The organism is Pyrinomonadaceae bacterium (assembly GCA_036277115.1).
GTDB lineage: Bacteria > Acidobacteriota > Blastocatellia > Pyrinomonadales > Pyrinomonadaceae > UBA11740.
This window is the reverse complement of record DASUNM010000023.1, coordinates 819,777-840,992: the sequence shown is the minus strand read 5'-3', so window position 1 is coordinate 840,992 and position 21,216 is coordinate 819,777. Positions and strand designations below refer to the sequence as shown.

Annotated in this window: 20 protein-coding genes; 9 read left to right on the top strand and 11 right to left on the bottom strand. The window is 56.1% G+C overall.

The window, feature by feature from the left end:
• Window positions 1-18 precede the first annotated feature (18 nt).
• From VFX97_10440 to VFX97_10430, 3 genes are read left to right on the top strand one after another with little or no spacing between them, the layout of a single operon-like run.
• On the top strand, window positions 19-1,281 hold the full coding sequence (locus tag VFX97_10440; protein ID HEX5703605.1) for an AI-2E family transporter: 1,263 nt from the start codon (window positions 19-21) through the stop codon (window positions 1,279-1,281).
• Between the two features lie 43 nt (window positions 1,282-1,324).
• Window positions 1,325-2,563: a VWA domain-containing protein gene (locus VFX97_10435; GenBank protein ID HEX5703604.1), complete on the top strand. Its 1,239-nt coding sequence runs from the start codon at window positions 1,325-1,327 to the stop codon at window positions 2,561-2,563.
• A gap of 43 nt (window positions 2,564-2,606) precedes the next feature.
• Window positions 2,607-3,191 (top strand): PIN domain-containing protein, encoded by a 585-nt coding sequence (locus VFX97_10430; GenBank protein ID HEX5703603.1) that lies wholly within the window; start codon window positions 2,607-2,609, stop codon window positions 3,189-3,191.
• Between the two features lie 5 nt (window positions 3,192-3,196).
• Here the strand turns inward: VFX97_10430 and carA are convergent, their stop codons facing one another.
• From carA to lepB, 4 genes are all read right to left on the bottom strand, one after another.
• A complete protein-coding gene (carA, locus tag VFX97_10425) occupies window positions 3,197-4,291 on the bottom strand; it encodes a glutamine-hydrolyzing carbamoyl-phosphate synthase small subunit (GenBank protein HEX5703602.1) in 1,095 nt (364 codons plus the stop codon).
• 58 nt (window positions 4,292-4,349) lie between these two features.
• Complete coding sequence (locus VFX97_10420) at window positions 4,350-5,195, bottom strand: TIGR00266 family protein (GenBank protein ID HEX5703601.1); 846 nt, start codon at window positions 5,193-5,195, stop codon at window positions 4,350-4,352.
• Window positions 5,196-5,391: 196 nt separating this feature from the next.
• Complete coding sequence (locus VFX97_10415) at window positions 5,392-6,795, bottom strand: tetratricopeptide repeat protein (GenBank protein ID HEX5703600.1); 1,404 nt, start codon at window positions 6,793-6,795, stop codon at window positions 5,392-5,394.
• 1 nt (window position 6,796) lies between these two features.
• Complete coding sequence (gene lepB, locus VFX97_10410; GenBank protein HEX5703599.1) at window positions 6,797-7,492, bottom strand: signal peptidase I; 696 nt, start codon at window positions 7,490-7,492, stop codon at window positions 6,797-6,799.
• A gap of 229 nt (window positions 7,493-7,721) precedes the next feature.
• Between lepB and VFX97_10405 the strand changes: the two genes are divergently transcribed.
• From VFX97_10405 to VFX97_10395, 3 genes are all read left to right on the top strand, one after another.
• Window positions 7,722-8,009, top strand: a complete 288-nt coding sequence (locus tag VFX97_10405; protein HEX5703598.1) for an HU family DNA-binding protein — start codon at window positions 7,722-7,724, stop codon at window positions 8,007-8,009.
• A gap of 210 nt (window positions 8,010-8,219) precedes the next feature.
• The gene (locus VFX97_10400) at window positions 8,220-9,248 is read left to right on the top strand and encodes a site-2 protease family protein (protein ID HEX5703597.1); all 1,029 of its coding nucleotides are present in this window, start codon (window positions 8,220-8,222) and stop codon (window positions 9,246-9,248) included.
• Between the two features lie 86 nt (window positions 9,249-9,334).
• Complete coding sequence (locus tag VFX97_10395) at window positions 9,335-9,868, top strand: hypothetical protein (GenBank protein ID HEX5703596.1); 534 nt, start codon at window positions 9,335-9,337, stop codon at window positions 9,866-9,868.
• A gap of 23 nt (window positions 9,869-9,891) precedes the next feature.
• Here the strand turns inward: VFX97_10395 and VFX97_10390 are convergent, their stop codons facing one another.
• The gene (locus tag VFX97_10390; protein ID HEX5703595.1) at window positions 9,892-10,890 is read right to left on the bottom strand and encodes a hypothetical protein; all 999 of its coding nucleotides are present in this window, start codon (window positions 10,888-10,890) and stop codon (window positions 9,892-9,894) included.
• A gap of 207 nt (window positions 10,891-11,097) precedes the next feature.
• Here VFX97_10390 and VFX97_10385 point away from each other — a divergent pair, with 207 nt between their 5' ends.
• The 3 genes from VFX97_10385 to VFX97_10375 all read left to right on the top strand — a co-directional run bounded on the left by VFX97_10385 (window position 11,098) and on the right by VFX97_10375 (window position 12,748).
• The gene (locus tag VFX97_10385; GenBank protein HEX5703594.1) at window positions 11,098-11,301 is read left to right on the top strand and encodes a DNA gyrase inhibitor YacG; all 204 of its coding nucleotides are present in this window, start codon (window positions 11,098-11,100) and stop codon (window positions 11,299-11,301) included.
• A complete protein-coding gene (locus tag VFX97_10380) occupies window positions 11,279-11,800 on the top strand; it encodes a TlpA disulfide reductase family protein (protein ID HEX5703593.1) in 522 nt (173 codons plus the stop codon). Before VFX97_10385 ends, VFX97_10380 begins: the two co-directional genes overlap by 23 nt.
• Window positions 11,801-11,986: 186 nt before the next feature.
• Window positions 11,987-12,748, top strand: coding sequence for a TMEM175 family protein (locus VFX97_10375; protein ID HEX5703592.1), 762 nt, complete (start codon window positions 11,987-11,989; stop codon window positions 12,746-12,748).
• On the opposite strand, the gene VFX97_10370 is transcribed toward VFX97_10375, so the two are convergent.
• The 6 genes from VFX97_10370 to VFX97_10345 form a co-directional block, all read right to left on the bottom strand.
• Window positions 12,732-13,724: a VWA domain-containing protein gene (locus tag VFX97_10370; GenBank protein ID HEX5703591.1), complete on the bottom strand. Its 993-nt coding sequence runs from the start codon at window positions 13,722-13,724 to the stop codon at window positions 12,732-12,734. The two genes, VFX97_10375 and VFX97_10370, sit on opposite strands and share 17 nt — an antisense overlap.
• Before the next feature lie 27 nt (window positions 13,725-13,751).
• Entirely contained in the window at window positions 13,752-14,576 is an 825-nt protein-coding gene (locus VFX97_10365) for a hypothetical protein (protein HEX5703590.1), read from the bottom strand.
• Window positions 14,577-14,594: 18 nt separating this feature from the next.
• Entirely contained in the window at window positions 14,595-17,189 is a 2,595-nt protein-coding gene (locus VFX97_10360; GenBank protein HEX5703589.1) for an oligopeptide transporter, OPT family, read from the bottom strand.
• Between the two features lie 294 nt (window positions 17,190-17,483).
• Entirely contained in the window at window positions 17,484-18,722 is a 1,239-nt protein-coding gene (locus tag VFX97_10355; GenBank protein HEX5703588.1) for a VWA domain-containing protein, read from the bottom strand.
• A 329-nt stretch (window positions 18,723-19,051) separates the two neighbouring features.
• The gene (locus VFX97_10350; protein HEX5703587.1) at window positions 19,052-19,798 is read right to left on the bottom strand and encodes a hypothetical protein; all 747 of its coding nucleotides are present in this window, start codon (window positions 19,796-19,798) and stop codon (window positions 19,052-19,054) included.
• Between the two features lie 372 nt (window positions 19,799-20,170).
• Entirely contained in the window at window positions 20,171-21,196 is a 1,026-nt protein-coding gene (locus VFX97_10345; protein HEX5703586.1) for an OmpA family protein, read from the bottom strand.
• Window positions 21,197-21,216 lie beyond the last annotated feature (20 nt).

Sequence of the window (21,216 nt, the reverse complement as noted above, 5' to 3'; positions counted from 1 at the left end):
CCGCAAGCTACCTGAGCAATGAACGACCCCAAGGAAACTGTTCATTCAGAGGCCGTCGCCCATACCTGGCTGCAGACGCGGGCTGTGCTGAGAATCCTCGCGCTCCTGCTGTTGGTCGCAGGTCTGCTCTGGATTACTTACCGGCTAACGCCACTAATCCTCCTTATTGTTCTTTCGATCTTCTTCGCCTACCTGATTGCGCCGCTGGTCGATCTGGTCCAGCAACCGCTCAGAATCGGCGGCCGCGAGCGCGTCATTCCCCGCAGCCTGGCCATTGCGATCGTTTACATCGTGTTGTTCGTGGGGATTGGCCTGGCGATCTACCTGCTCATTCCCTCACTCAGCGCACAGTTTCCCGAATTCAAACAACAAGCGATCGCGTACTACCAGAAGATTCGGGGCGGCACCGAGAGTATAAGCAGTTACTTTCGCGGACGACGCATGCCGGAAGGACTGGCCAAGTACGTAGAGGGGCTGATCGGGAAGGTCGGTGATCTCGTCACCATCGCCGCCGAGGGCATGGTGCATTACGTCATCTTCATTCCCTGGCTGGTGCTGATTCCGATCCTCAGCTTCTTTATGCTGAAGGATGCCGACGCCTTTCGGCGTTCAGTGCTGGCGATGCTGCCGCGCGGGCGTCTGCGTTGGCGCGGCGACGAATTCTTTCAGGACATCAATAGCACTCTTGCCGCTTACATCCGCGCGCAGCTCATCGCGTGTCTGCTGATCGGCATCATTTGCACCATTGGCTTCTGGCTGTTCGGCTTGCCGAGCCCCCTCGTGCTCGGGCTGATTGCCGGCATTTTGGAGTTTGTGCCGTTAGTCGGACCGTTGGTGGTTGCTGTTTTGGCTTCCGCGCTCGCCCTTCTTCAGTTCGGATTCACCAAAGCATTCATCGTGCTGCTGTTCCTCGGAGTGCTGCGCATCGTCCAGGATTATGTTTTTTACCCGCGCATCATCGGCACAGGAATTCACCTGCATCCACTCGCGGTTATTCTCGCGATTCTTGCCGGCGCTGAGATCGCCGGGGTAGTCGGCATCTTTCTCGCAATTCCCGTGATCGCAATTCTCACGGTTACTTATCGCCACTGGCTCGAGCATCGCGGCAGCGAAACGATTGCGGAAGTAATCGAGGAAGCCGTTGTTGACGCCGCACTTGACGGCGAGACGGCTGAAGACGAAGCGCTTCATCCCACCGCGACGACCACACCCGAAGACATGGCCAAAGCCCGTCCTGATCTGGTCACCGGTGAATTGAAAATACCGAAAGAAGAGGAATAGTGGCGCCTATACGGAACTAAATATTTCTTAATCGGAGGCAGGTATGAAAAACGACTTAGGGAATAAATTTTCATCAGCGCTTCTAATCACAGTTTTAATCTTCGCCCTGTCAGCCATTTCCACTTCCGCGCAATCCACCGAAAAACCTTCTCCTTTCGGCTCTAGTCTTAAGAGCGAAACAAAAGAACAATTAGGCCAGAAGCCGATTGAACCCGATCCACGAGTCGAAGACATCGTCAGGGTAAATACCTCGCTGGTCAGTCTGGATATTTTAGTCAAAGACGCCACTAGCTCACGCTACATTACGGGGCTAACTAAAGATGACTTTGTAATCGCCGAAGATAATGAACTTCAAACGGTTGCGAGTTTGACGGTCGGTGATGATGCCGCGCGCTTGCCGCGCTCGATTGTGCTTATCTTTGATCGAAGCCAAAGCCAGTTTGCTTACCTGGATGCCAGCATTGATGCGGCCAAGGCCTTAGTTAATCAGCTCGCGCCGTCGGATGAGATGGCGATCGTAACCGATGACGTAGAGCTGGCGATTGGCTTCACTAAAGACAAGAGCAAACTAAAAAAGACATTGGACTCGCTCAGAAAGCTGAGCATTAATGGTTACCACACTCGCAGCAAGCAGTTTAGTGCGCTGTTGGCGACTCTTAGAGAGTTGATTGATACGAGCCGGAAGAGACCAATCATCATTTTTCAAACGGACGGGGATGAAGCCGTCAGATGGGAGAATCAGGGGCCATCCGCCTATGACTTAAATACCGTTTACTCCGAGGCTGAGAGATCGCGCGTCAAGATTTACACCGTGATACCTGATATCCGGATGATTGACGTTCCGCAGGAAGAGATTGCCACACGTAGTGAGCTAGTAGCGGAAAGGCGCAGACTAGCCCGCGCTAAGTACAAAGATATGTGGTTCGGAATGGAACGCCTCCCGCCCAAACCGAACCCAAACTCAAATAATTCATTTGAGCTTCCACAAGGCTTTCGTCAGCAGTTCTTAGAAATGGCTACGAGAAATATGATCAAGGGGCAAACCGCGGCCGCCCGTGTCGCCGACCTAACCGGCGGGTGGACATCATTTTTAGAGTCGGAGAAAGACGCGGGCAAAGTTTATGGGCGAATTCTGGAAGATATAAATCACCGCTATATCATCAGCTACTATCCGACAAATAAGACCATTGACGGAGGCCTGAGGAAAGTGCGAATTGAAGTGCGCGGCCATCCTGAGTATGTGGTCGAGGGGCGCACTAGTTATTACGCGATCCCACGTTGATTGGAAACGATTCGTTTCTGACCCCTGAGTATGGGTGATGAGAATGCGCACCAACTTTGTTCTGATTGATTCGGAGAACGTTAAGCCTGAGTCTGTTGAGAAGCTTAAGCACAAGCATTTTCGGGTTGTGGTCTTTCTGGGCGCAAATCAGAAGCGGATCGATTCAGCGATAGTGCTTGCCGTGCATTCGCTCGGCGACAGTGGCAGTTATGTCCAAGTCAGCGACAAAGGAAAAGACGCCCTGGATTTTCACATCGCCTATTACATCGGCAAGTTCTCTGCCGCCGAGCCAGACGCGTGCTTTCATATTATTTCCAAGGATAAGGGCTTTGACCCGCTCGTCAAACATCTAAGAGAGCAGAAGATCTCTTGCTCCAGGGTCGCATCACTCTCGGACATTCCGCCCTTAAAGCTTTCAGAGAAAGCGAATTCAAAGGACCGCGCCGCAGATTTCTACGAGAAGCGGATTGCGTCTAACAAGGCTCGCCCTGCCACAGTTAGAGCTTTGCAACGCACCATTCTGTCTCACTTTCGCGACCTATCCACGCAAGAAATCACCAAGGTGGTCGACGGGCTAAAGCGAGCGGGTCACATTGAGATCAACGGGGAAAAAGTCGCGTATCCCTAAAACAGTCACCGCTTCTCCATCAAATCAATAAATCTTTTGAAGTGATGTTCGGCGTCGTGTGGGCCGGGAGCGGCCTCCGGATGGTATTGGACTGAGATGATGGGGAGCGTTTTGTGGCGCATGCCTTCGACGCACTGGTCGTTGAGATTGACGTGGGTGACTTCAACTTCGGGTGGCAGTGAATCAGCCTGCACCGCGAACCCGTGATTGTGTGAAGTGATCTCGACGTGGCCGTCGCGAAAATCCTTGACCGGTTGATTGCCGCCGCGATGACCGAAAGTCAGTTTGAAAGTCTTTCCACCGAACGCGCGCCCGAGCAGTTGATGACCGAAACAAATGCCGAATGTGGGTGTGCCTGATTGTGCGACGAGCTTCACCTCTTCGACTTCCTTGTTCATCGAAGCCGGATCGCCAGGACCGTTTGAAAGAAACACGCCGTCGGGCTTCATCGCAAACACTTCATTTGCAGGCGTCGAAGCGGGCACGACGGTCACGCGACAACCGGCTTGCGACAGCTCACGCAGAGAATTCAACTTCACGCCAAAGTCGTAACACACGACGTGAAAACGTTCCGCTCCGGCAGCCGGAAATTCATAAGGCCGGGTCGTAGTGACGACGCTGGCGAGTTCGCGATTCTCCATCGGCGGAGATTTGCGTGCTTTTTCGATCACGCTTTCGGCATCAGCGTCGGTGGTCGAGAGGCACGCGCGCATCGCGCCTTTATCCCGTATGTGCCGCACGAGGGCGCGGGTGTCGATGTGATCGATGGCGACAATGTTCCAACGCTTTAAGTAATCGGGGAGCGATTCTTCCGCACGCCAGTTGGAGTGCATGCGACTGGCTTCACGCACGACGAAGCCTTCAACCCAGGGCCGCGAGGACTCGGAATCCTCTTTGTTGACGCCGTAGTTCCCAATCAGCGGATACGTCATGCAGACGATCTGAGCCGCGTAAGACGGATCGGTGAGCACTTCCTGATAACCCGTCATGGAAGTGTTGAAAACCATCTCGCCGCATGACTCGCCTTCGGCAGCCCACGAGCGTCCGCGCCAAACGCGGCCGTCTTCAAGAGCGAGAATGGCATTGCGTGAATTAATCACAGAGGTCACAGAGGAATCTATTAGCGCGCGCCCCTTACGGTCGGGCCACTGCCCCGGACTAGCCGCCCAGATTGAGATTGAATCCGCCGCCGCTACCCTGCGACGGGAAGAACGGTTTCAGCAATCCCGCCATCGCGGCCAGGTTGCGTGTCTGAATTAATAACTCGCCGGGTCCGGTGAACTCGGCGACGATGCCCTCGCCGCTAACCATGCTGCGAAAGAAACCCGCGGCGGCTTTGCGCAGAGTGTATTGCGTTGTGCCTTCCCAGGCGACGAGGTGACCCGTATCGACGACATAACGCTCGCCGGGTTGCAGTCGCTTGCGATGAATGGCGCCGAATGAAGAAACGAGCAGCAGCCCCTGGCCCTGCACCATCAGCACGAACAAACCTTCGCCGCCGAAGAAAGATTTCGCGCCGCCCCATTTCGTATCGACATTCAGACTGGAGTCGCCGGCGAGATAGGAACTCGACTGCACGAAGAACGATTGATTGTTCAGTTCGATCGCGGCGATGTCGCCAGGCGCGCCGGGCGCGAGCGTGACTTCTCCCGGTCCATTGTGCGCGGTAAATGTCGAGACGAAGGCCGATTCGCCGCCGGCGGCCCTTTTCAAGGCGCCTAACAGGCCACCCTTCATTTGCGACTGCAACTCAACATTTGCCGACATCGAAACCATCGCGCCGGCTTCCGCCATGATCGACTGTTCCGGTTGCAGCGTAAGCACCGCGAGCGAAAAAGCGGGCTGATGTTCGATGTGATAGGTGTAGCCGCGGCCCGTGCCCTCGCCGTCCATGTCCAGGTTGATCGTGCCGGGTTGTGCCCCTTGACGGGCTTCGACGCGCTTGCCGCAGCCCCCACAAAAACCGCCTGCCACGGCAGGCGCACCACAATTAGGACAGTTCATGATGTTGCTTCCTTTATACGAAGGTGAGCAGAACTAATGATTTTCCATTTGTCATTTGACAGCTGTCATTTGTTATCTAAGGCACGGAGGGAACGTCTTTGAACGCCCCGCCATCACCGGGTTCAGATGGAAAATGATAAATGAAAAATGATAAATGGAAAATGCGTTGTGCTTGTCTGCTGATGGAATAAGGTCACTACCGCTCACTACTCACCGCTTCGCGTTTCTTACCCTTCAAAAACTGTTGCGCTTCGTGCAGCCAACGCTTCTCAGCGCGATATTTGTACGCCGGCGCAGTTTTCACGGCGTTGATGCAAGCCTGCATTGAGCTTGCCGCTTCCTGCTGGTCGCCGAGGCCAGCGTGCGCGCGGCCCATCAGGTACAGACCCTGCGGATCATTCTCGCGTCGCTCAAGAAACTTCTGCAAAGCCTCGCGTGCGTCAGCGAACTGACCGGCCGCAATGTACGTCGCGCCAATCTCGCGCCAGATTTCATTCTGCGAGTGGTACTGATCGCGCTGCACGACTTGCTCGAAGTGGCCAATCGCCTCAGCCAGGCGATTCTGCGAGCGGGAAATACGGCCGAGCTGATAGTGCGCGTCAGTTTCGTCCGGATCGATGTCGATCGCGCGTTGAAATCGCTCGCGCGCCTCGTCCAGCTCGCCGCGGTTCTGGTGAATCAAACCGAGGTTGTAGTGCGCCGACGAATCGCGCGGATTGATGGTGGCTGCTTCCAGATTTTGCTTGAACGCCCCGCGCGCGCGCTGTGTGCTGACGACGCTGCCGAAATAGCCGCGCAGCAGAAAGAACAGCATCAGCAGGATGAACGGCGACCCCACGACTGTCGTAAACAACAACGTCCAAACCGGCGACAGCGCGAAGGCCGCGGCGTAAGTCAGCCCGAGGACCGCGAGGGAACGCAGAATCGACATGCGGAAAACTTTGCGGACCGTTTCCAGCGCGCCGACGGTGAATAGAGCGATCTTGACCGTGCGAAACAAGCTGCCCGCGATGAATGCCGGATTGCGCAATTCCTGATCGAGTTGTGCGCGCACTTCGGCAGGCAAGTTAAAGAGCGACTTGATTTGCTCAGCCTGCTGCAGGGTGCTGGCCACGTAAGCTGCCTGCACGCCGCTGAAGTGAAAGAAGGTGGCAATCAAAATCGTCATCAGGTTGGCCGCGATCAGCACATAGAAAATGACCGAAGCAAGCGAAGCGTATTCCTGTTGCAGGACCAGTCCAAAACTCCCGCGACGATCGAAAAGGTTTGCGATCAGTGCAATCAGCGGCACTAAGACAATCGCGAAGGGCAACAGCGCCGTCGCCGCATGGAACAGGTTGGCAAGAATGACTGACGGACGCGCCAGAAAGGCCCGGTCACCGCTCAGCCACTGCACCGCGAAGAGATAAAGAAGCTGCGAAAGATAGGCGCAGATAAATGCGGGTAGCAGTCCGCCGCGATCGCGCACTTCGCGTATCCCGCGCAGCGGCGCGTAAAAGATCATTCCAATGAATCGCAGCCAGTCAGTCATTACGTGGCCCAGACTTGAGTCTGGGGTCTGCTGCACACGGCGGATCACAGACTGAACAGTCTGTGCCACCTCATCTCTCGTCGCCGGATTCCCCGCGATAACTTCCCGGTGGTACTGAGCCATTGCGCATGTCGCGCTTAATTACGGTCGCCGTGCTGAGCGGCCAATACCGAAACAGCGCCTTACCGTAAACGTATTTCTTCGGCACCAGGCCCCAAATGCGCGAGTCGCTCGAGTTGTCGCGATTGTCGCCCATCACGAAATAGTAACCCGGCTTGACGTACGTCGGCGGGCGGCTGGCGTGCGACATGTTGAACTGCGGATCGAGATAAGCCTCGTCCAGGTCTCGCCCGTTCACGCGCACGTGACCCTCCTGCACTTCGACTGTGTCGCCGGGCAATCCGATCACGCGCTTGATGTAGCTCTTTGAAGGGTCTTCGGGAAACCAGAACACTACGATGTCGCCGCGATAGACTTTCGGCGCCCAGCGATATTCATCGTAGTAAATAAGCTTGTTGACGAAGATGCGTTCGCCGTCGTGCAGGTAGGGGAGCATCGAGGTGCCTTCAACCTTAACCGGTTGAATAATGAAGACCATTACCAGCGCCAGCACCATGAGCGCGAAAAGCAGATCACGAAACAGGAGCCGCGACTCTTGCCAGAAATGCTTACGGGCGACTTCTTTGGGTCGCTGCACTTCGATGTCCGTGTCGTCATTGACGTCGATGGTGCCGAACGGCGGAACTGTGGGTTGCTTGCCAAACATGTCTTACTTAGTTGTGCGACGCCGGCGAGTTGGCTGCTCAACGCACGCAAATTCGAGGTTAGCCTTCGGTTCCTTGCCTGTCAAACTATGGTTGGCAAGCGTTCCGGCTATAGTTAGACGGTGAAAACTTGACAGTGCGCATCGCCGCTTTCTATCATCCGACGCGTTCAAGAAACTCTTCAAAGTCAGAATCGAACCAGTCGGCGCGCGCCGCAACGGAGGCACTAAAGTGATTAAGCTTGATATCATCAATCGTCTCGCCGACCAGACGGGAATTCCAAAACTAAAAGCAGAGCAGGCGGTGGACGCGCTGTTCAACTCAATGAAAGACGCACTGGCGCGCGGCGACCGGATTGAGCTGCGCGGCTTTGGCGTCTTTGTGGTGAAACCGCGCAAACGCGGCATCGGCCGCAACCCGCGCACCGGCGAGGAAGTGGCGATTCCATCGGGGAAGACGATTCGCTTCAAGCCGGGCAAAGAGTTGCAGGCGCACGAAGACGGTTTGGCGGATACATAACTTTCGCGCGATTTAATAAGCAGGGCGCGAGCGCCAAGCGCCGTTAGGCGCTAAATGTTATAGCCGGGATGCGGATTGAGATTGCCCGGCGGAATGAGAGCGGTGCTTTCATTCCGCCGGGCTTAGTTCTAAAGAGGGGAAGATGGCTATAAACCTCGCGTGCCTAACGGCACAATAAGATTGTGGTATCGGATAGATTTCGCATGTCGCATGCCTGATTCGAACAAACCTTCAAACTCGCGTGGTGTCCGGACAGCAGAAGCGTGGGGCCGCTTGCCGAAACTCACCGCGCGTCAATGGGCGCTGCACATCGGCTTACTCCTCGTAACGTTTGCCACCACGACGATTTGCGGAATCGTGATGTCGCTGCCCGCGGCGAGCGGAGATCCAACTACTTCGGCGGATACCGGTGGCTTCGTGGGCTCGCTGTGGCTGATACCCTGGTATTACGTCCTCGCGGTTTTCGAGCTGATTCGGTACGCGTTTGCTAATCCGGCGATTCTGAAAGAGGGAGTGATCTTCTCGGGTTCGCTTTTGGCGATTCTCGCATCGCACGAATCGGGACACTATTTCTTCTGCCGCTACTACGGCGTCGATGCGACGCTGCCTTTCTTCATTCCACAGCCGCCGCTGCTGGTCCCGGGAACTTTTGGCGCCTTCATTAGAATTAAATCGAGCATACCTTCGCGTCGCGCGTTGTTCGACATCGGATTGGCCGGACCGTTGGCCGGATTTGTCGTCATGGTGCCCATCGCGTTTGCCGGATTGCTGACGTTGCAACATCAAGTCGTCCCGCCGGGAGCGTCAGGCATAACTTTTAACGACCCTTTGTTGTTTCGTCTGATCGGTTGGGCATTTGGAATTCGGCTGGATGACGGCATCGTAAACTCGTTTTATCTGGCCGCGTGGTTTGGTGCTTTGGTCACAGCTTTGAACCTGATGCCCGTCGGGCAACTCGATGGCGGACATGGAACGTTTTCAGTTTTGGGCGAGCGAGCGCATTGGTGGATTGGCCGCATCGCGTTCGTCAGCATGGCGGTGGTGTCGGTGCTCGGCTGGTTCTGGCATGGCAGTCCAAGCGGCTTTGTTTACGTCGTGCTGCTCGCGGTTGTGCTGCGCATGCGTCATCCGCAGCCGCAGCAGATGGAGCCGCTTGGCTTGGCGCGGAAGATCGTCGCGATGGTCACCTTGATCGTTTTTGTGCTGTGCTTTTTACCGTTTCCGATTACGATTACGTAATTCCGCAGACACCAGCAGGTTAGTTTAGAGGCGGGCTACCGCCCGCCGGTTTACTGAACCCGTCGAGGTGCGGGCAGGAGACACGAATGAAGAAAATCTCAGCAGCCGTCGCGATGGCACTGTTCGCAGTTTTGGCTGTGTATGAAGCTCAGGCTCAAGGCACAGACCCGATTCAGACAATTCGTCAGCAGTACGCCGCCATCAATCGCGGCGCCGCCAGGTATAAGAAGGTCAAGAAGGAACTGCTGGGATTCTCAGCGGAAGGCGGCGAGCTGGTCGCGTTTACCAGGGGGCCATCAATTGTAAAGATTACGGCGACGTTTTATGGCGAGATGGGCAGGGCCACCGACGAATTCTATTACGCGAACGACAAACTCATCTTCATCTTTCGCAAACACTCGCATTACAACAGACCGCTGACCGGGAAGGTCGTCCGGACGACCGAGAATCGCTACTACTTCAAAGACGACAAATTGATCAGGTGGATTGGTGAAGACGGAAAGCAAGTGTCAACCACCGCGCCTGAGTTTACCCAGGTTGAGGCCCGGCTTCTGGCGAGCTCGAAGCAGTTCGTCGAAGGGGCGCAATCGAAGAATCCCACTATCGAAGATGTTCCGTAATCAGGTCGCTGCGGGACCTACGATCAGGAAGCGGCGGGAAGCAGCCCCTTAATCTCTCGCACCACCTTCTTCACGTCATCCTGATCCGCGAGGGCGATCATGAAAAACTTGTAGCCCTGGTGGAAGCAGATCACCCCGTTCGCGAACAACCAGACGCCGTCGAGAAATGGATTGCCGCCGAGCAGCCAACTGACCGGCCCGCCGACGATGCCGGTCGGTGAACCGATTTGCGCGAACATCGCCGCGCCCGCGGCGCAACTGAAAGCGCCGAGCAAGGGCGCGCCCACATACTTTGCGGCTTTGCGCTGAAACTCAACGCGCTCGCGTTCGGCGTCATCGAGTTGACCAGCAGCGATCAACGCTTCCTGCTTTTTGAGATAGTCGTCGAACTTGTCGTAAAGCTTTCTCAATCCGATTACCGGCAACGCCGAATGCGTCAGCCAGTGCGGATGCGCGCCGAGAAGAACCGCATCGATGCCGGGAAAGCTCGCGCCGGCACGAATACCGAGAATCAGTGAAACCGAAACGGCCGCCGCTTTACCGGGATTCTCTTTGACCCAATCTTTCGCTTTGAGAAGTCCTGCCGTCGCCGCCGCTGACGCTTTCGTCGCGCGCAGGCCGGTGCCGGCCACCTTCGTAGCAGTCGTCGCGTAATTGACGGCATCGTCGAAAGCCTTCTCAGCCTTCTTGCCGGCTGGGCCGGCGGTGTCGCGAATGATTTTCCCGGCGTCACCCGCGGCATCGCGTATGGTGCGACCTGCGTCTTTCGCGCGTCGCCTGGTTTCGTCGGCCGCGCGACGCGCCGTCTCGCGCACTTTCGGGTCGTCGGCGAATCGCTCTGCCTGCCCCTTGAGTTGACCCGCGCCGTCCGCAATTGTTCGCGCGCCACGCCGCGCGGCGTCACCCGCGACGCGCGCGGTGTCTTCGACGATGCCGCTAACGCCGAGCTTTTCGTCCAGCTCCTGCGCTTTGCGTTTCGCCGCGCGATGCAGGTCATCCAGTTTTTCTTTGTAGTCGGCCATTGAATTACTCCCGGTCTTATTCTACGCCCGGCCTGGGCGTGGTGTTCAATGAAAGATCCTGGCGGAGCGAGACAATTATGAATGAAAGCGGGGCAGTAGCCCGACCGTAAGGGAGGGCGTAAAACCCCGGTTATCTACGCCCTCCCTTACGGTCGGCTATTGTCCCGTTGGCTTGCGCTCTCGTAACTGCTCCGGTAATTTTGCCTTGTGCACAAATGCCCGAGCTGCAAAAAGCCCGTCGAATGGAAGGACAATCAGTGGCGGCCGTTCTGTTCCGAGCGCTGCCAGCTAATCGATTTCGGCCGCTGGGCCGAAGAAGAGTATCGCGTGCCGGGACGGGAGATTGACGCCGCCGAGCTTTCTGACTCGCCGCCATCCGACAAAACTGATGAAGAGAATCCGTCCCGCTAGGTTCAGCCTGCTCGCAGTGATACTCCTAACGCTGGCCGGGTTCGCGTGTCGCCCGAGCGTTACCCCTCCGCCAAATCCCGGCGGACCCGCGGGATGGGTTTTCGAGGATGGAAAGCGCGCCACCGTCGGCGATTACACCGGCAGGGTTTTGCTGCTGAACTTTTATGCGACATGGTGCGGCCCGTGCCGGCAAGAGATGCCGCACCTGATTGCTTTGCATCGGAAGTACGAAGCTGAAGGTTTGCAAATCGTCGGGCTGAATGTTGGCGGCGAAGAGGACTACGCAGAAGTGCCGGCGTTCAAGCAGGAGTATGGAATTCCGTTTCCGCTAGCGACTCCCGATACGGATTTCGTCGATCGTTATCTCGGCGTCAATCAGAACATTCCGCAATCATTCGTCATCGACCGCAACGGCCGAATCGTCAAGCACTTCATCGGCTTTAGCGAAGAGAGCGTGGCTGAAGTGGAAACTGTTGTGCAGGCCGCGCTGAAAAAGTAAACTCGCCGGGCAAAATTTCACCTTGCTCACGGTCTGTCAGAAACATTGGCTCTCTGGCTAACTCTGGGTTCCTCGTGTCTCTGTGGTGAAAATTGCTTATGAAAACCTTCACCACAGAGGCACGGAGATCACACAGAGAATCACAAAGTTCTTTTTTCGACCTCACTGAAGCGAGGTGTGAATGAAATGATTCGAGAAAAACTCATCGATAAAGGCGTCGGCGATCCGCGAAAGTTTCGCTGGCGCAGTCATGAAGTCTCGCGCATCGAAGCGTTGAGCGATGCGGTTTTCGCCTTTTCGATCACGTTACTGGTGGTCGCGCTGGAAGTGCCGAAGACCTACGACGCGCTGATGGGAGTAATGCGCGGGTTTGGCGCTTTCGCTATTTGCTTCGCGCTACTGTTCGTTGTCTGGTTCAATCAATACAAGTTTTTCCGTCGCTATGGCCTGAATGACAATCTCACCATTGTCATCAACGCCGTGCTGCTGTTTGTGGTGCTGTTCTACGTTTATCCGCTGAAGTTCCTTTTCACCTTACTCATCGACAAATTTACGGGCGGCCACGGCGAAGTGCGTCTGCCGAATGGAACCGTCGAAGGCATGGTTGAGAACGCCAATCAGGTTGCGAATCTCATGATCATTTTCGGCGTGGGATATGTCGCGGTCTTCGCCGTCTTTGCCTTGCTCTATTGGCGCGCGTACCGCAAGCGCGTTGAGTTGGAACTGACGGAGTTGGAAACGTTTGACACGCGCACGGACATTCGGGAGAGCCTGCTGAACGTCTCTATCGGATTAGTTTCGCTCGCGATTGCGATCATTGGCGGGGGCCAATACGCAGGTTTTGCGGGAATGATTTATATGGTGACGCCGGTTGTCATGACTGTCCACGGAAAATGGAACGGAGGCCGGCGAAAAAAGCTGGCGAACCAGCTCATGGCTGAGGCCTAGGCGGAATCGTTCCCGGCTTCTTGCGGAAGTAATAACCGCGCCGCGAACGCACCACGAGCTTCTTGTTAGCTTTCATGATCGCGGGAGCCAGCTGAACTTTAACGTGCCGAAATGCGCCTTCCTCATTTGTCTCAGGCGGTCGATAGCCGATCGTGTAGCGCGTGCGGAGCCGCGTGAACATCTCACCCAAACGTGAATCGACTTCGCTTTGATTGGCGCCGAGGACCTCGCCTCCCGTCTCTTCGGCATAAACATCGATGGCTTTAATTTTACCCAGCGTTAGCACGTTGAAGACTTTCGCGAAGCCGCCGCGCACGGTCAACCCGTAAACCACCGTGCCGGATTCCGCCAGCTCGCGCTGTAATCTGGCGACATAATCCTCGTCACCGGTGCTGGGGATGTTGTCCGATATCAGAATTATCGCCCGGCGGTTCGCCGGATTTGTGCCTTTGTTTATTTCCTGAACCGCCACCAGCATTGCCTCATACACAAAAGTTCCGTCGCCGAGTTCCGCCTGGCTTGCAACCGTTATCTTGTTCGCCGTCAGCGTTCGGTCTTTCGTGAAAGGCTGGATGAGCTTTGGGTAATCGGCGAAGGCCATCACCGCGACTTCATCTTCGGGTTTCAGTTGACGCAGAGCGTTGTTGGCGCCTTCACCGACTTGCTCGATGACCGGCCGAACGCTGCGGCTGACATCGAGCAGTAACAGAATTGAAAGCGGCAACTGGTCCTGACCAAAGTAAGCGATCTCCTGCTTTACATTCTCTTCCAGGATTTCGAAGTCCTCTTTACGAAGCGGGCCGAAAACTTTACGCGTCTTCCGATCAATGACCTGCGCGTCGAGAACGACCAGGTCGGTGTTCACGCGGATGACTTCGCTCGGATCGACTTCCTGCGCGGCGAGGAACGATGGAACCAACGCAAACAGGGAAAGCAGGAGGAGGCGCCACACACGGATGCGGTTCTTATTCATCATGGTAAGTAAGGTTTCGCGAGGAGAGAGTTAAGGTTTAAACGGTTTGCCGCCGTTATCGGCACTCTTAATCAGCCCGGTTTGATCCATCCAGAATGAGAGCTTGCCGGTCTTGCCGTGATGCAACGGTTCAGCGTTGGCCACATAACTCTTGCCGTCTTTGCCGACCGTTATACGGAAGTTGTAGCCGCTGAGTTTCGGATCGATCACGTTGGCGCCGAGCATGCCGGCTTTAATCAGCGCCGGAAAATCCCCGTATTGTCCCCCGTGCTGCTGGCTGTAAACCCCTTGCCAGAGGACCAGCCGTTTCAGAATGTCCTCGACGTCGCCTTCATGCTCGGCGATGAGCGCGTCAAGAAAATACCGGCGTCCGGCTTTTTTTACTTCCGCCGCATCGGCTTCGCTGCCGATCAGCCAAGTGCCTCCTGAGTTGGTAAGGTTCAGCGGTTGCGAATTGACCTGCGGCGATGAAACATCGGCAGGCACCTTTACAAAGACAGTCGCAATCTTGCCGCTGATCTGTTCGCCCATGATTTCGACACTGGCGGGAATCTGCGCCGCTTTCTCTTCAAACCCGGGCCGCAGAATTTCCATCTCTTCGGCATTCAGACCTTCGACGGCAGGTTTGTAGATCGTCAACGCGAAGGCTTCCTGGAAGCGGTGCTCGCGCATCGCTTTGTAAAATTCACGGACGACATCAGAAGGCGTACGCGGTTGGGCGGCCAGATTGGGTGACGATGTCTTTGCCGTACACGCGGCGGGCGAGCCCGCCAATGCGGTGACCGCAAATACCGTCAGGAGCAGACGAACGAACAGACTGCGTGGGAGAGTCAGCTTTCTACGAAGATAAATCATGTTTCCTTACCCGGCCTGTTAGTCAGTGCGCTTCTTCTTACTCGCCAGAACCCATTCACGACCCACCGCGTAGAGCAAGACAGTAATCGCGATAAATGGGATTAGCGATAACAGGTCAGCGTAGCCCTTCACATGTCCCGGCGGCTCGTCGAAGAACGGATTGTGACTCAACATCCATTCCTTAGCCGCAGCGGAGGTTTCGGTGAAGTAACCCGACATGAACGCGATGATGATGCCCGCGATCGCCGCGCCCGCGATGTAGCCTGAGGCCATCAACACGCCCGGACTCTTGTCGGTTTCAGCGACGATTTGTTCCTCGGTAAGCTGCGCGTGCTTGCGTCGCAAGTGCCGATCGACTAACCACCGCACCATCCCGCCGATGAAAATCGGACTGGAAGCCGACAACGGCAGATAGACGCCCACCGCAAATGCGAGCGAAGGGATACCGGCCATCTCGAGCACGATGGCAATCATCACGCCAAGCAAAACGAGGTTCCAGGGCAATTCGCGATTGAGGATGCCCTTGATGATGTAGGACATCAGGGTGGCTTTTGGCGCGTCGAATTTTTCGACCGTCGAACCGTCGGGACGCATCTTGTTCTGACCGTTGATGGCCGGATCGACGATATATTGCGGCACGCCTTGCGCGTCGACCAGATAGCGCCCGGCGCGGCCGCCGTTCGTATCGGTCTTGTGCCAGACACGATAGGTGTTTGAATCCAGGCCGGCCTGTGGCCCTTTCAATTGTTCTTCGTGCCCGAGTTGGCTCGGGTTCGCCCGAAGCTCAGGCGTGAAATTCCGCTCGACCTTGTAGAGGATTTTGCCTGACGGATCCACCAAATATTCACCTTCGTCCAACCCTTCGATCTTCGGACTCTTCGCGTCGCGAACAAGAAGCCGGTAGTCGCCGGCTTGGGCGGGTTTTAACTCTTCAGTGTACGGCGTCAGGCCGGTGCTCTGGTCTGGCGGCAAGGAAGCGACCTTGTCGTCAACTTTGGCAAACGTAATGCGGCGAGCGTAAACCGTGCCGCGGTCGTTCAGGCCGATCAGAATTGGGCCCAAAATCAGAGCCGATGCGAGCGCGCCGACGAGAATCGCGTACTGCTGAAACTTCGGCGTAGCCCCGACGAGGAAACCAGTTTTCAAATCCTGAGACGTCGTGCCGCCATTCGACGCGGCGATACAAACGATCGCGCCGATCGATAGAGCGGTGACGTAATACGGCGGTCCAGTCCAACCCATCAGCAGAAAGATCAAACACGTCAGCAGCAACGTCGCGACGGTCATGCCGGAAATGGGATTGGACGATGAACCGATTTCGCCGGTTAGGCGTGAAGAGACAGTTACGAACAAAAACCCAAAAGCGATGATCATGATGGCGCCGAGAAACGCCGTGAAAAAGTTTTGCTGCAATCCAAGTTGCGGGAAGAGCATGATCATCGCGATCAGCGCGATGATGCCCGCGAGCACGAACTTCATCGGAATGTCCTGATCGGTGCGTTCCGCGCGCGCCGCGGCTGCTTTACCACCGCGCAGGTCGGCTAACCCGCCTTTCATGCCATGCCAAATCGTCGGCAGAGAGCGAAACAGACTGATGATGCCGCCGGCCGCCACTGCGCCCGCGCCGATATAGAGAATGTAGTTGTTACGAATTGCGCCGGGGCTCATGCCGCGCACCGGACTGGTGCCGGGCGCAACGGCGCCGGTAGTTTCGCCACCGGCGAAATACGCAATTGCCGGAATCAAAACCAGGTACGCCAGCACGCCGCCCGCGCACATGATCGAAGCGATGCGTGGTCCGATGACATAGCCGACGCCGAGCAGCGCGGGATTGACTTCAACGCTGAGCGAGCCTTTGTTGAAAGGCGCGCCGAAGATTCTTTCGGGTGCTTCTTTCCAGGTGTAAAACGCACGGTGGGCCGCTTGATACAGCACGCCGATGCCGAAACCGGTGAAGATTGTTTTCGCGCCGATGTGTGCGCCGCCGGCATCGCGTGCTTGCATTTCGGCCTTGGCGTCAGCCGAAGCCGCCGCGCGCGATTCTTCCGAAGCGCCGGCTTTTAGAACCTCGGCGCAGGCTGTGCCTTCCGGGTATTTCAAATAGCCGTGTTGCGCGACGATCAGAGCGCGGCGCAGGGGAATCATCATCAGAATTCCCAGCAAGCCGCCGAGCACCGCGACTAGCATCACGCGCGTCAGCTCGAGGTCGAAACCGAGAATCATGATCGCCGGCATCGTGACGCCGACACCAAAGGCGATCGACTCGCCCGCCGAACCCGCGGTCTGAACGATGTTGTTTTCGAGGATCGTCGCGTTGCGGATCTTTAACCGCGACAACAAGGCGAAGATGCTGATCGAGATGACGGCGACGGGAATTGAAGCGCTGACCGTCAAGCCGACTTTCAGGACCAGATACAGCGACGAAGCGCCGAAGATAATCCCGAGCAGCGTGCCGAGAATCAATGCGCGCGCGGTGAATTCAGGAATGACGGTTCGCGCATCGATGTACGGACGAAACGACGCCAGAAATGGATTGTCTGGCTTGAACCCCACGCGATCAGGAAACTCCTGAGCACGGGCGGCTTCCTCGGGGCTGATGACTTCACGCGGCATCAGTTCTGACCTCCGAACGAGTTTTGCAAAAGCGGGGAGATTGTTAAGGGATTGTCCGCCGCTACTTTACACGCGGCGAACGCGGTAGAGCAAGCACTTAAACCAGTGGGCGGTGGGCAGTGAGCAGGGGGCGGAACTCATTAAGCGGAAAGCAGAAGGGGACAGCAGAAGGCAGTAGGCAAGCAGCAGGTCGAAAGCCGAAGGCCAGATTGACCAAAACAAAAGCGGAGATCGATCCATCGATCTCCGCTACTGCCTTTTGCTTAATTCTGCTTACTGCCTACTGCACACTGCTCACTGCTTCGTCGTGTCCGCCTTTGGCGCGATGAACACTTCACGAGCTTTCACGGTATATACCTTCTCGTCAGTCGTCCCGTCGCCATCGACATCAACTTTGACCACGATCTTGTGGCTCTTCCCGTCCCGGATGTCACCGGGGCTGAATCCCAGACTGTATTGATTGCGCAGCAGGGAATTGATCGAGTTGAGCGCGTTCGGCAACTCACCTTCAAATGTGACGGGGTAGTAGGTGCCGCCAGTATCTTTGGCAAATGTTTTCAGGGTGTTGTCGGCTTGCAGAAAAGTCATCCTGTCGATCGGCACGCCCAGGATCATGCTCCCGCGGCCGGGATCCATTCCGTCGCCGAACTTCTTCTCGAACATTTTGCCGGTACCGATGATGTAAATCGGAATGCCCGAGTTCTGCACGATCTTTCGTATCTTGTCGAAGTTGATCTTGCTGAAAGTGTCGATGCCCGACGCGACCAGCAGGACCGCTTTGCGACGATCGCTGGCGACGCTCACCATGCCGCCATATTCGGTGGTGCGCTCTTTGGCATCTTCCAGCACCACGGAATCCGCACGGCCGCCGACCAGCGTTAACTTCAGCGCGTCGAACATATTCGTTTCAATAAAGGCCGGCGTATTGCGAAGCAGCAGGCTGATCACCTGCTGAATCCGTTGCGGATTGTTCGTGAAATCTGTCAGCGGCGTCGGCCGCATGTCGTATGCGATTACCGAAACATAATCCTGCGGGGTGATGAACTGCGAAAGAAACATTGCGGTCGGACGAATTACTTCCAGTTGGCCCGCCTCCTGGCCGCCGCTCCCGTAAAAGCCAAACATTTGGCCGAGCTTGCTGTACTCAACCACGAGCGTGATGGTGATGGGCGCTTCGGGTGTCGAGAAGTTCGTGATGTCTCTCTTGACGCCGTCAACCCAGAGTTCGAAGTTGTCCTTCTTTAACCCAGTCGTAATCTGACCGGACTTTTTGTTGAAAACGACTGCGTCAACATTGACCAGGCTGGTGCTGACCTTAACCGTCTCGGTCTCTTTGCCGACAATGTCGGTCGGCAAAGGCTCTTGCTCTTTCTCGCCAGTCTCCTGACCTTGCGGCGGTCGCTTGTTCTTTTTCTGATCGGATGTGGGCGGCTGGCGGCGTGACTGCGCCAAAAGCGAAATCGTCTGAGTGCCGAAAACGAGCGTTACCAGAACGACGAAAACTGCCAATCGTTGGGAAAAACGAAACTTCATCATCACGTACCTTTCAACTACAGGCCGGTTCAGCTGGGAATTGGACTATAGGTTGCGCCCGAAAACGGGTCAAGCTGGCCGGGCCGCGGTCTGAGGTGTGATGCTGATGGGGGTGGCCGAGTTTACCTGGAAGAACTGGGGTTTGGGTCGTAGGGGGTTGGGTGTCGGTAAGAACCGCTAAATCCAGGGTATGGGGTGTAGGGGTTAGGGTGTGGCGGTTTTGTCTTGGAGTTCCGGTTCCTTGGCCGGACGCTAAGAACAAACTTAAGTAAGAAGGCTCAAGCTTTGGCTCTTCATTACACCCTACTCCCTATCCCCTACACCCTGAACTAGCGCGGGTTTCCGCCGGCTTCGGCCTCGATCACGACTTCAAAAGTGCCCGTGTTGTCACTCAGGTTTCCTTCGTTGATGCCGAGGAAAAGCACGCCATCGCGTTGCGCTACAAAGTCGCGGCTGCTGCCGACAAAAATGAAATCGTCGTTGTCATCGCCAATGACGGCGATCAAGCCACCCGTCGGCTGCGTCCGCATAAGCTTCTCGCGGTCCTGGACGTTTGCCAGTCCGTCCGGTGTCGCAAACCGGTTGCCGCCAAGGTTTGCCCGCCCCGTCGCATTGATTCGCAAACGCTGACCGCGCCTGACAACCAGGCCGCTGTTTGTCCAACCGTTTGTCGAATTGTCCGCACGCACGCGCACGTTCACCGGAAAGAAGGTAGGGTTCGATGAAGTGTTCGGATTGCTCGCCGGCTGTGATGCCGGTGGATTGTTCGAAGGCCGCGTATTGGCCGGTGGCTGGTTATTCGGCTGCGTCGGCGTGGTGGAGGTGTTGCCACCTTCGTCCGCTGCCGCGCCGTCGAATTCGATCGATTCGACGTCTTCCATATAGACGGTTATGCGGCTCTTGCGCCCGCGCGTGCCGCTGCCGACCAGAATCGTGAACTGCTCGTTACGAAAGCTGACGATCTCGCCGCGAATAACGCTGCCATCCCTTAAACGAATCGTGTCCGCCAGTACGGGCAGGGTCAATCCCAAACCTACGACCAGGACGATGGCCGAGCGCAACACTAGCTTTTTCATAGCGACCTCCAACGGAAGAAAGAATTTGTTTGCCGATTCGCGCGAGGCAAATCGAGGAGAGCAGTGCTATTGCAGTTGATGATTAGCGAAGTGAATTGGTTGTGAAAAACGTGACGAAAGTGCGCACAGAGCGACCCGAAAAACATGCAAACCCGCATTTCCAGCACGGGCAAGTTTACCACAGCATGGTTCGCCTGCTGAGGGAAATTCGGTCTTACCTGCGTCGCAGGTTACGAAACAGAGATCGTGAAGGGTGGCCTCGTCACGCATGCCTGGATAGCAATCTGCGCTCCGTTCCCACCGAAAGAACGAAGCGCAGCTTTGAGCCTCGAACTTCAAAGAAGAAGCCGGGCGCGATTGAGAGGTCATTCCCTACTGGTTTGAACCAACCGTATTCGCAATTCCCTTATTTTGCAAAATCCTGATTTCGACCCGGCGATTTTTTGCGCGCCCGGCGGCCGTCTTGTTACTGGCGACGGGTTTGGAATCACCATATCCAAAGGGTTGGACCAGCCGCCGCAGATCTAAATCATGGACGCCAACCAGGTATTGAATCACGGCCCTTGCACGACGTTCACTCAGGGCCCGATTCTTCGCCGTGTTGCCCGTCTTATCTGCGAATCCCACTACTTCAACCAGCCAACCGTTTGCGTTACCTTTGGCCTTCTCTTCCTTGGCCCAGGCCGCTGCTTCATCGATCAGCTTCCTGGCAGATGGGTCAATGATGCTGCTGTTCACTCTAAACAGGACGAAGACGGTCCGAAGCTGCTCGTAATCATCGAGTCCGTTGATACGGTTGTTGGCTAACGCGGCAGCCTTATAAGCTGCATCGGCCTGGGCTTGTGCCGCTTCAGCCTTCGCCCGGGCGTCATTGGCGAGCGCCGTATTTTCCGCGATTTGCCCGGCCATGATGCGCGCGTTCTCTTCTGCCACTCGAGCGGCCTCTTCTGCGGCTCTAATCCTCGCTTCGTTTTCCTGGGCCAGTTCAGCGGTCTGCTCGAGAGCCTGAGCACTTCGCAGGTCCTGCTCATCAAATCTGACCCATTCCGCGACCAAATTTCCGTTTGCATCCCCCCTGCCTTGAGCTTGCAAACGAAGACCGCGCATGATGTAGGTCATTGGGTAGTGCTTTTTCCTCAGACGACTCCGGTGATGGGAAGTCACGTCTGTGTCAGCCATTAAGAGCACCGTAGTTTCGTTGCCCGCAGGGTCCCGGACTTTGAACGAATCGCCGGAGCGGACACTGACGACGCCCTGAACTTTTTGCTTCTGTCCTAGCGCCACTTGTACCGGACGGACGTTGCTTGCGTTTTGGGCCGGCGCACTTACGCTGGCAGTAATAATAAAAACAAAAGCGAATGCCAGTAGCCTGGCGATTCCTGGTCTGTTACTTCTCATTGGTTTGCTCCTTGAAATTA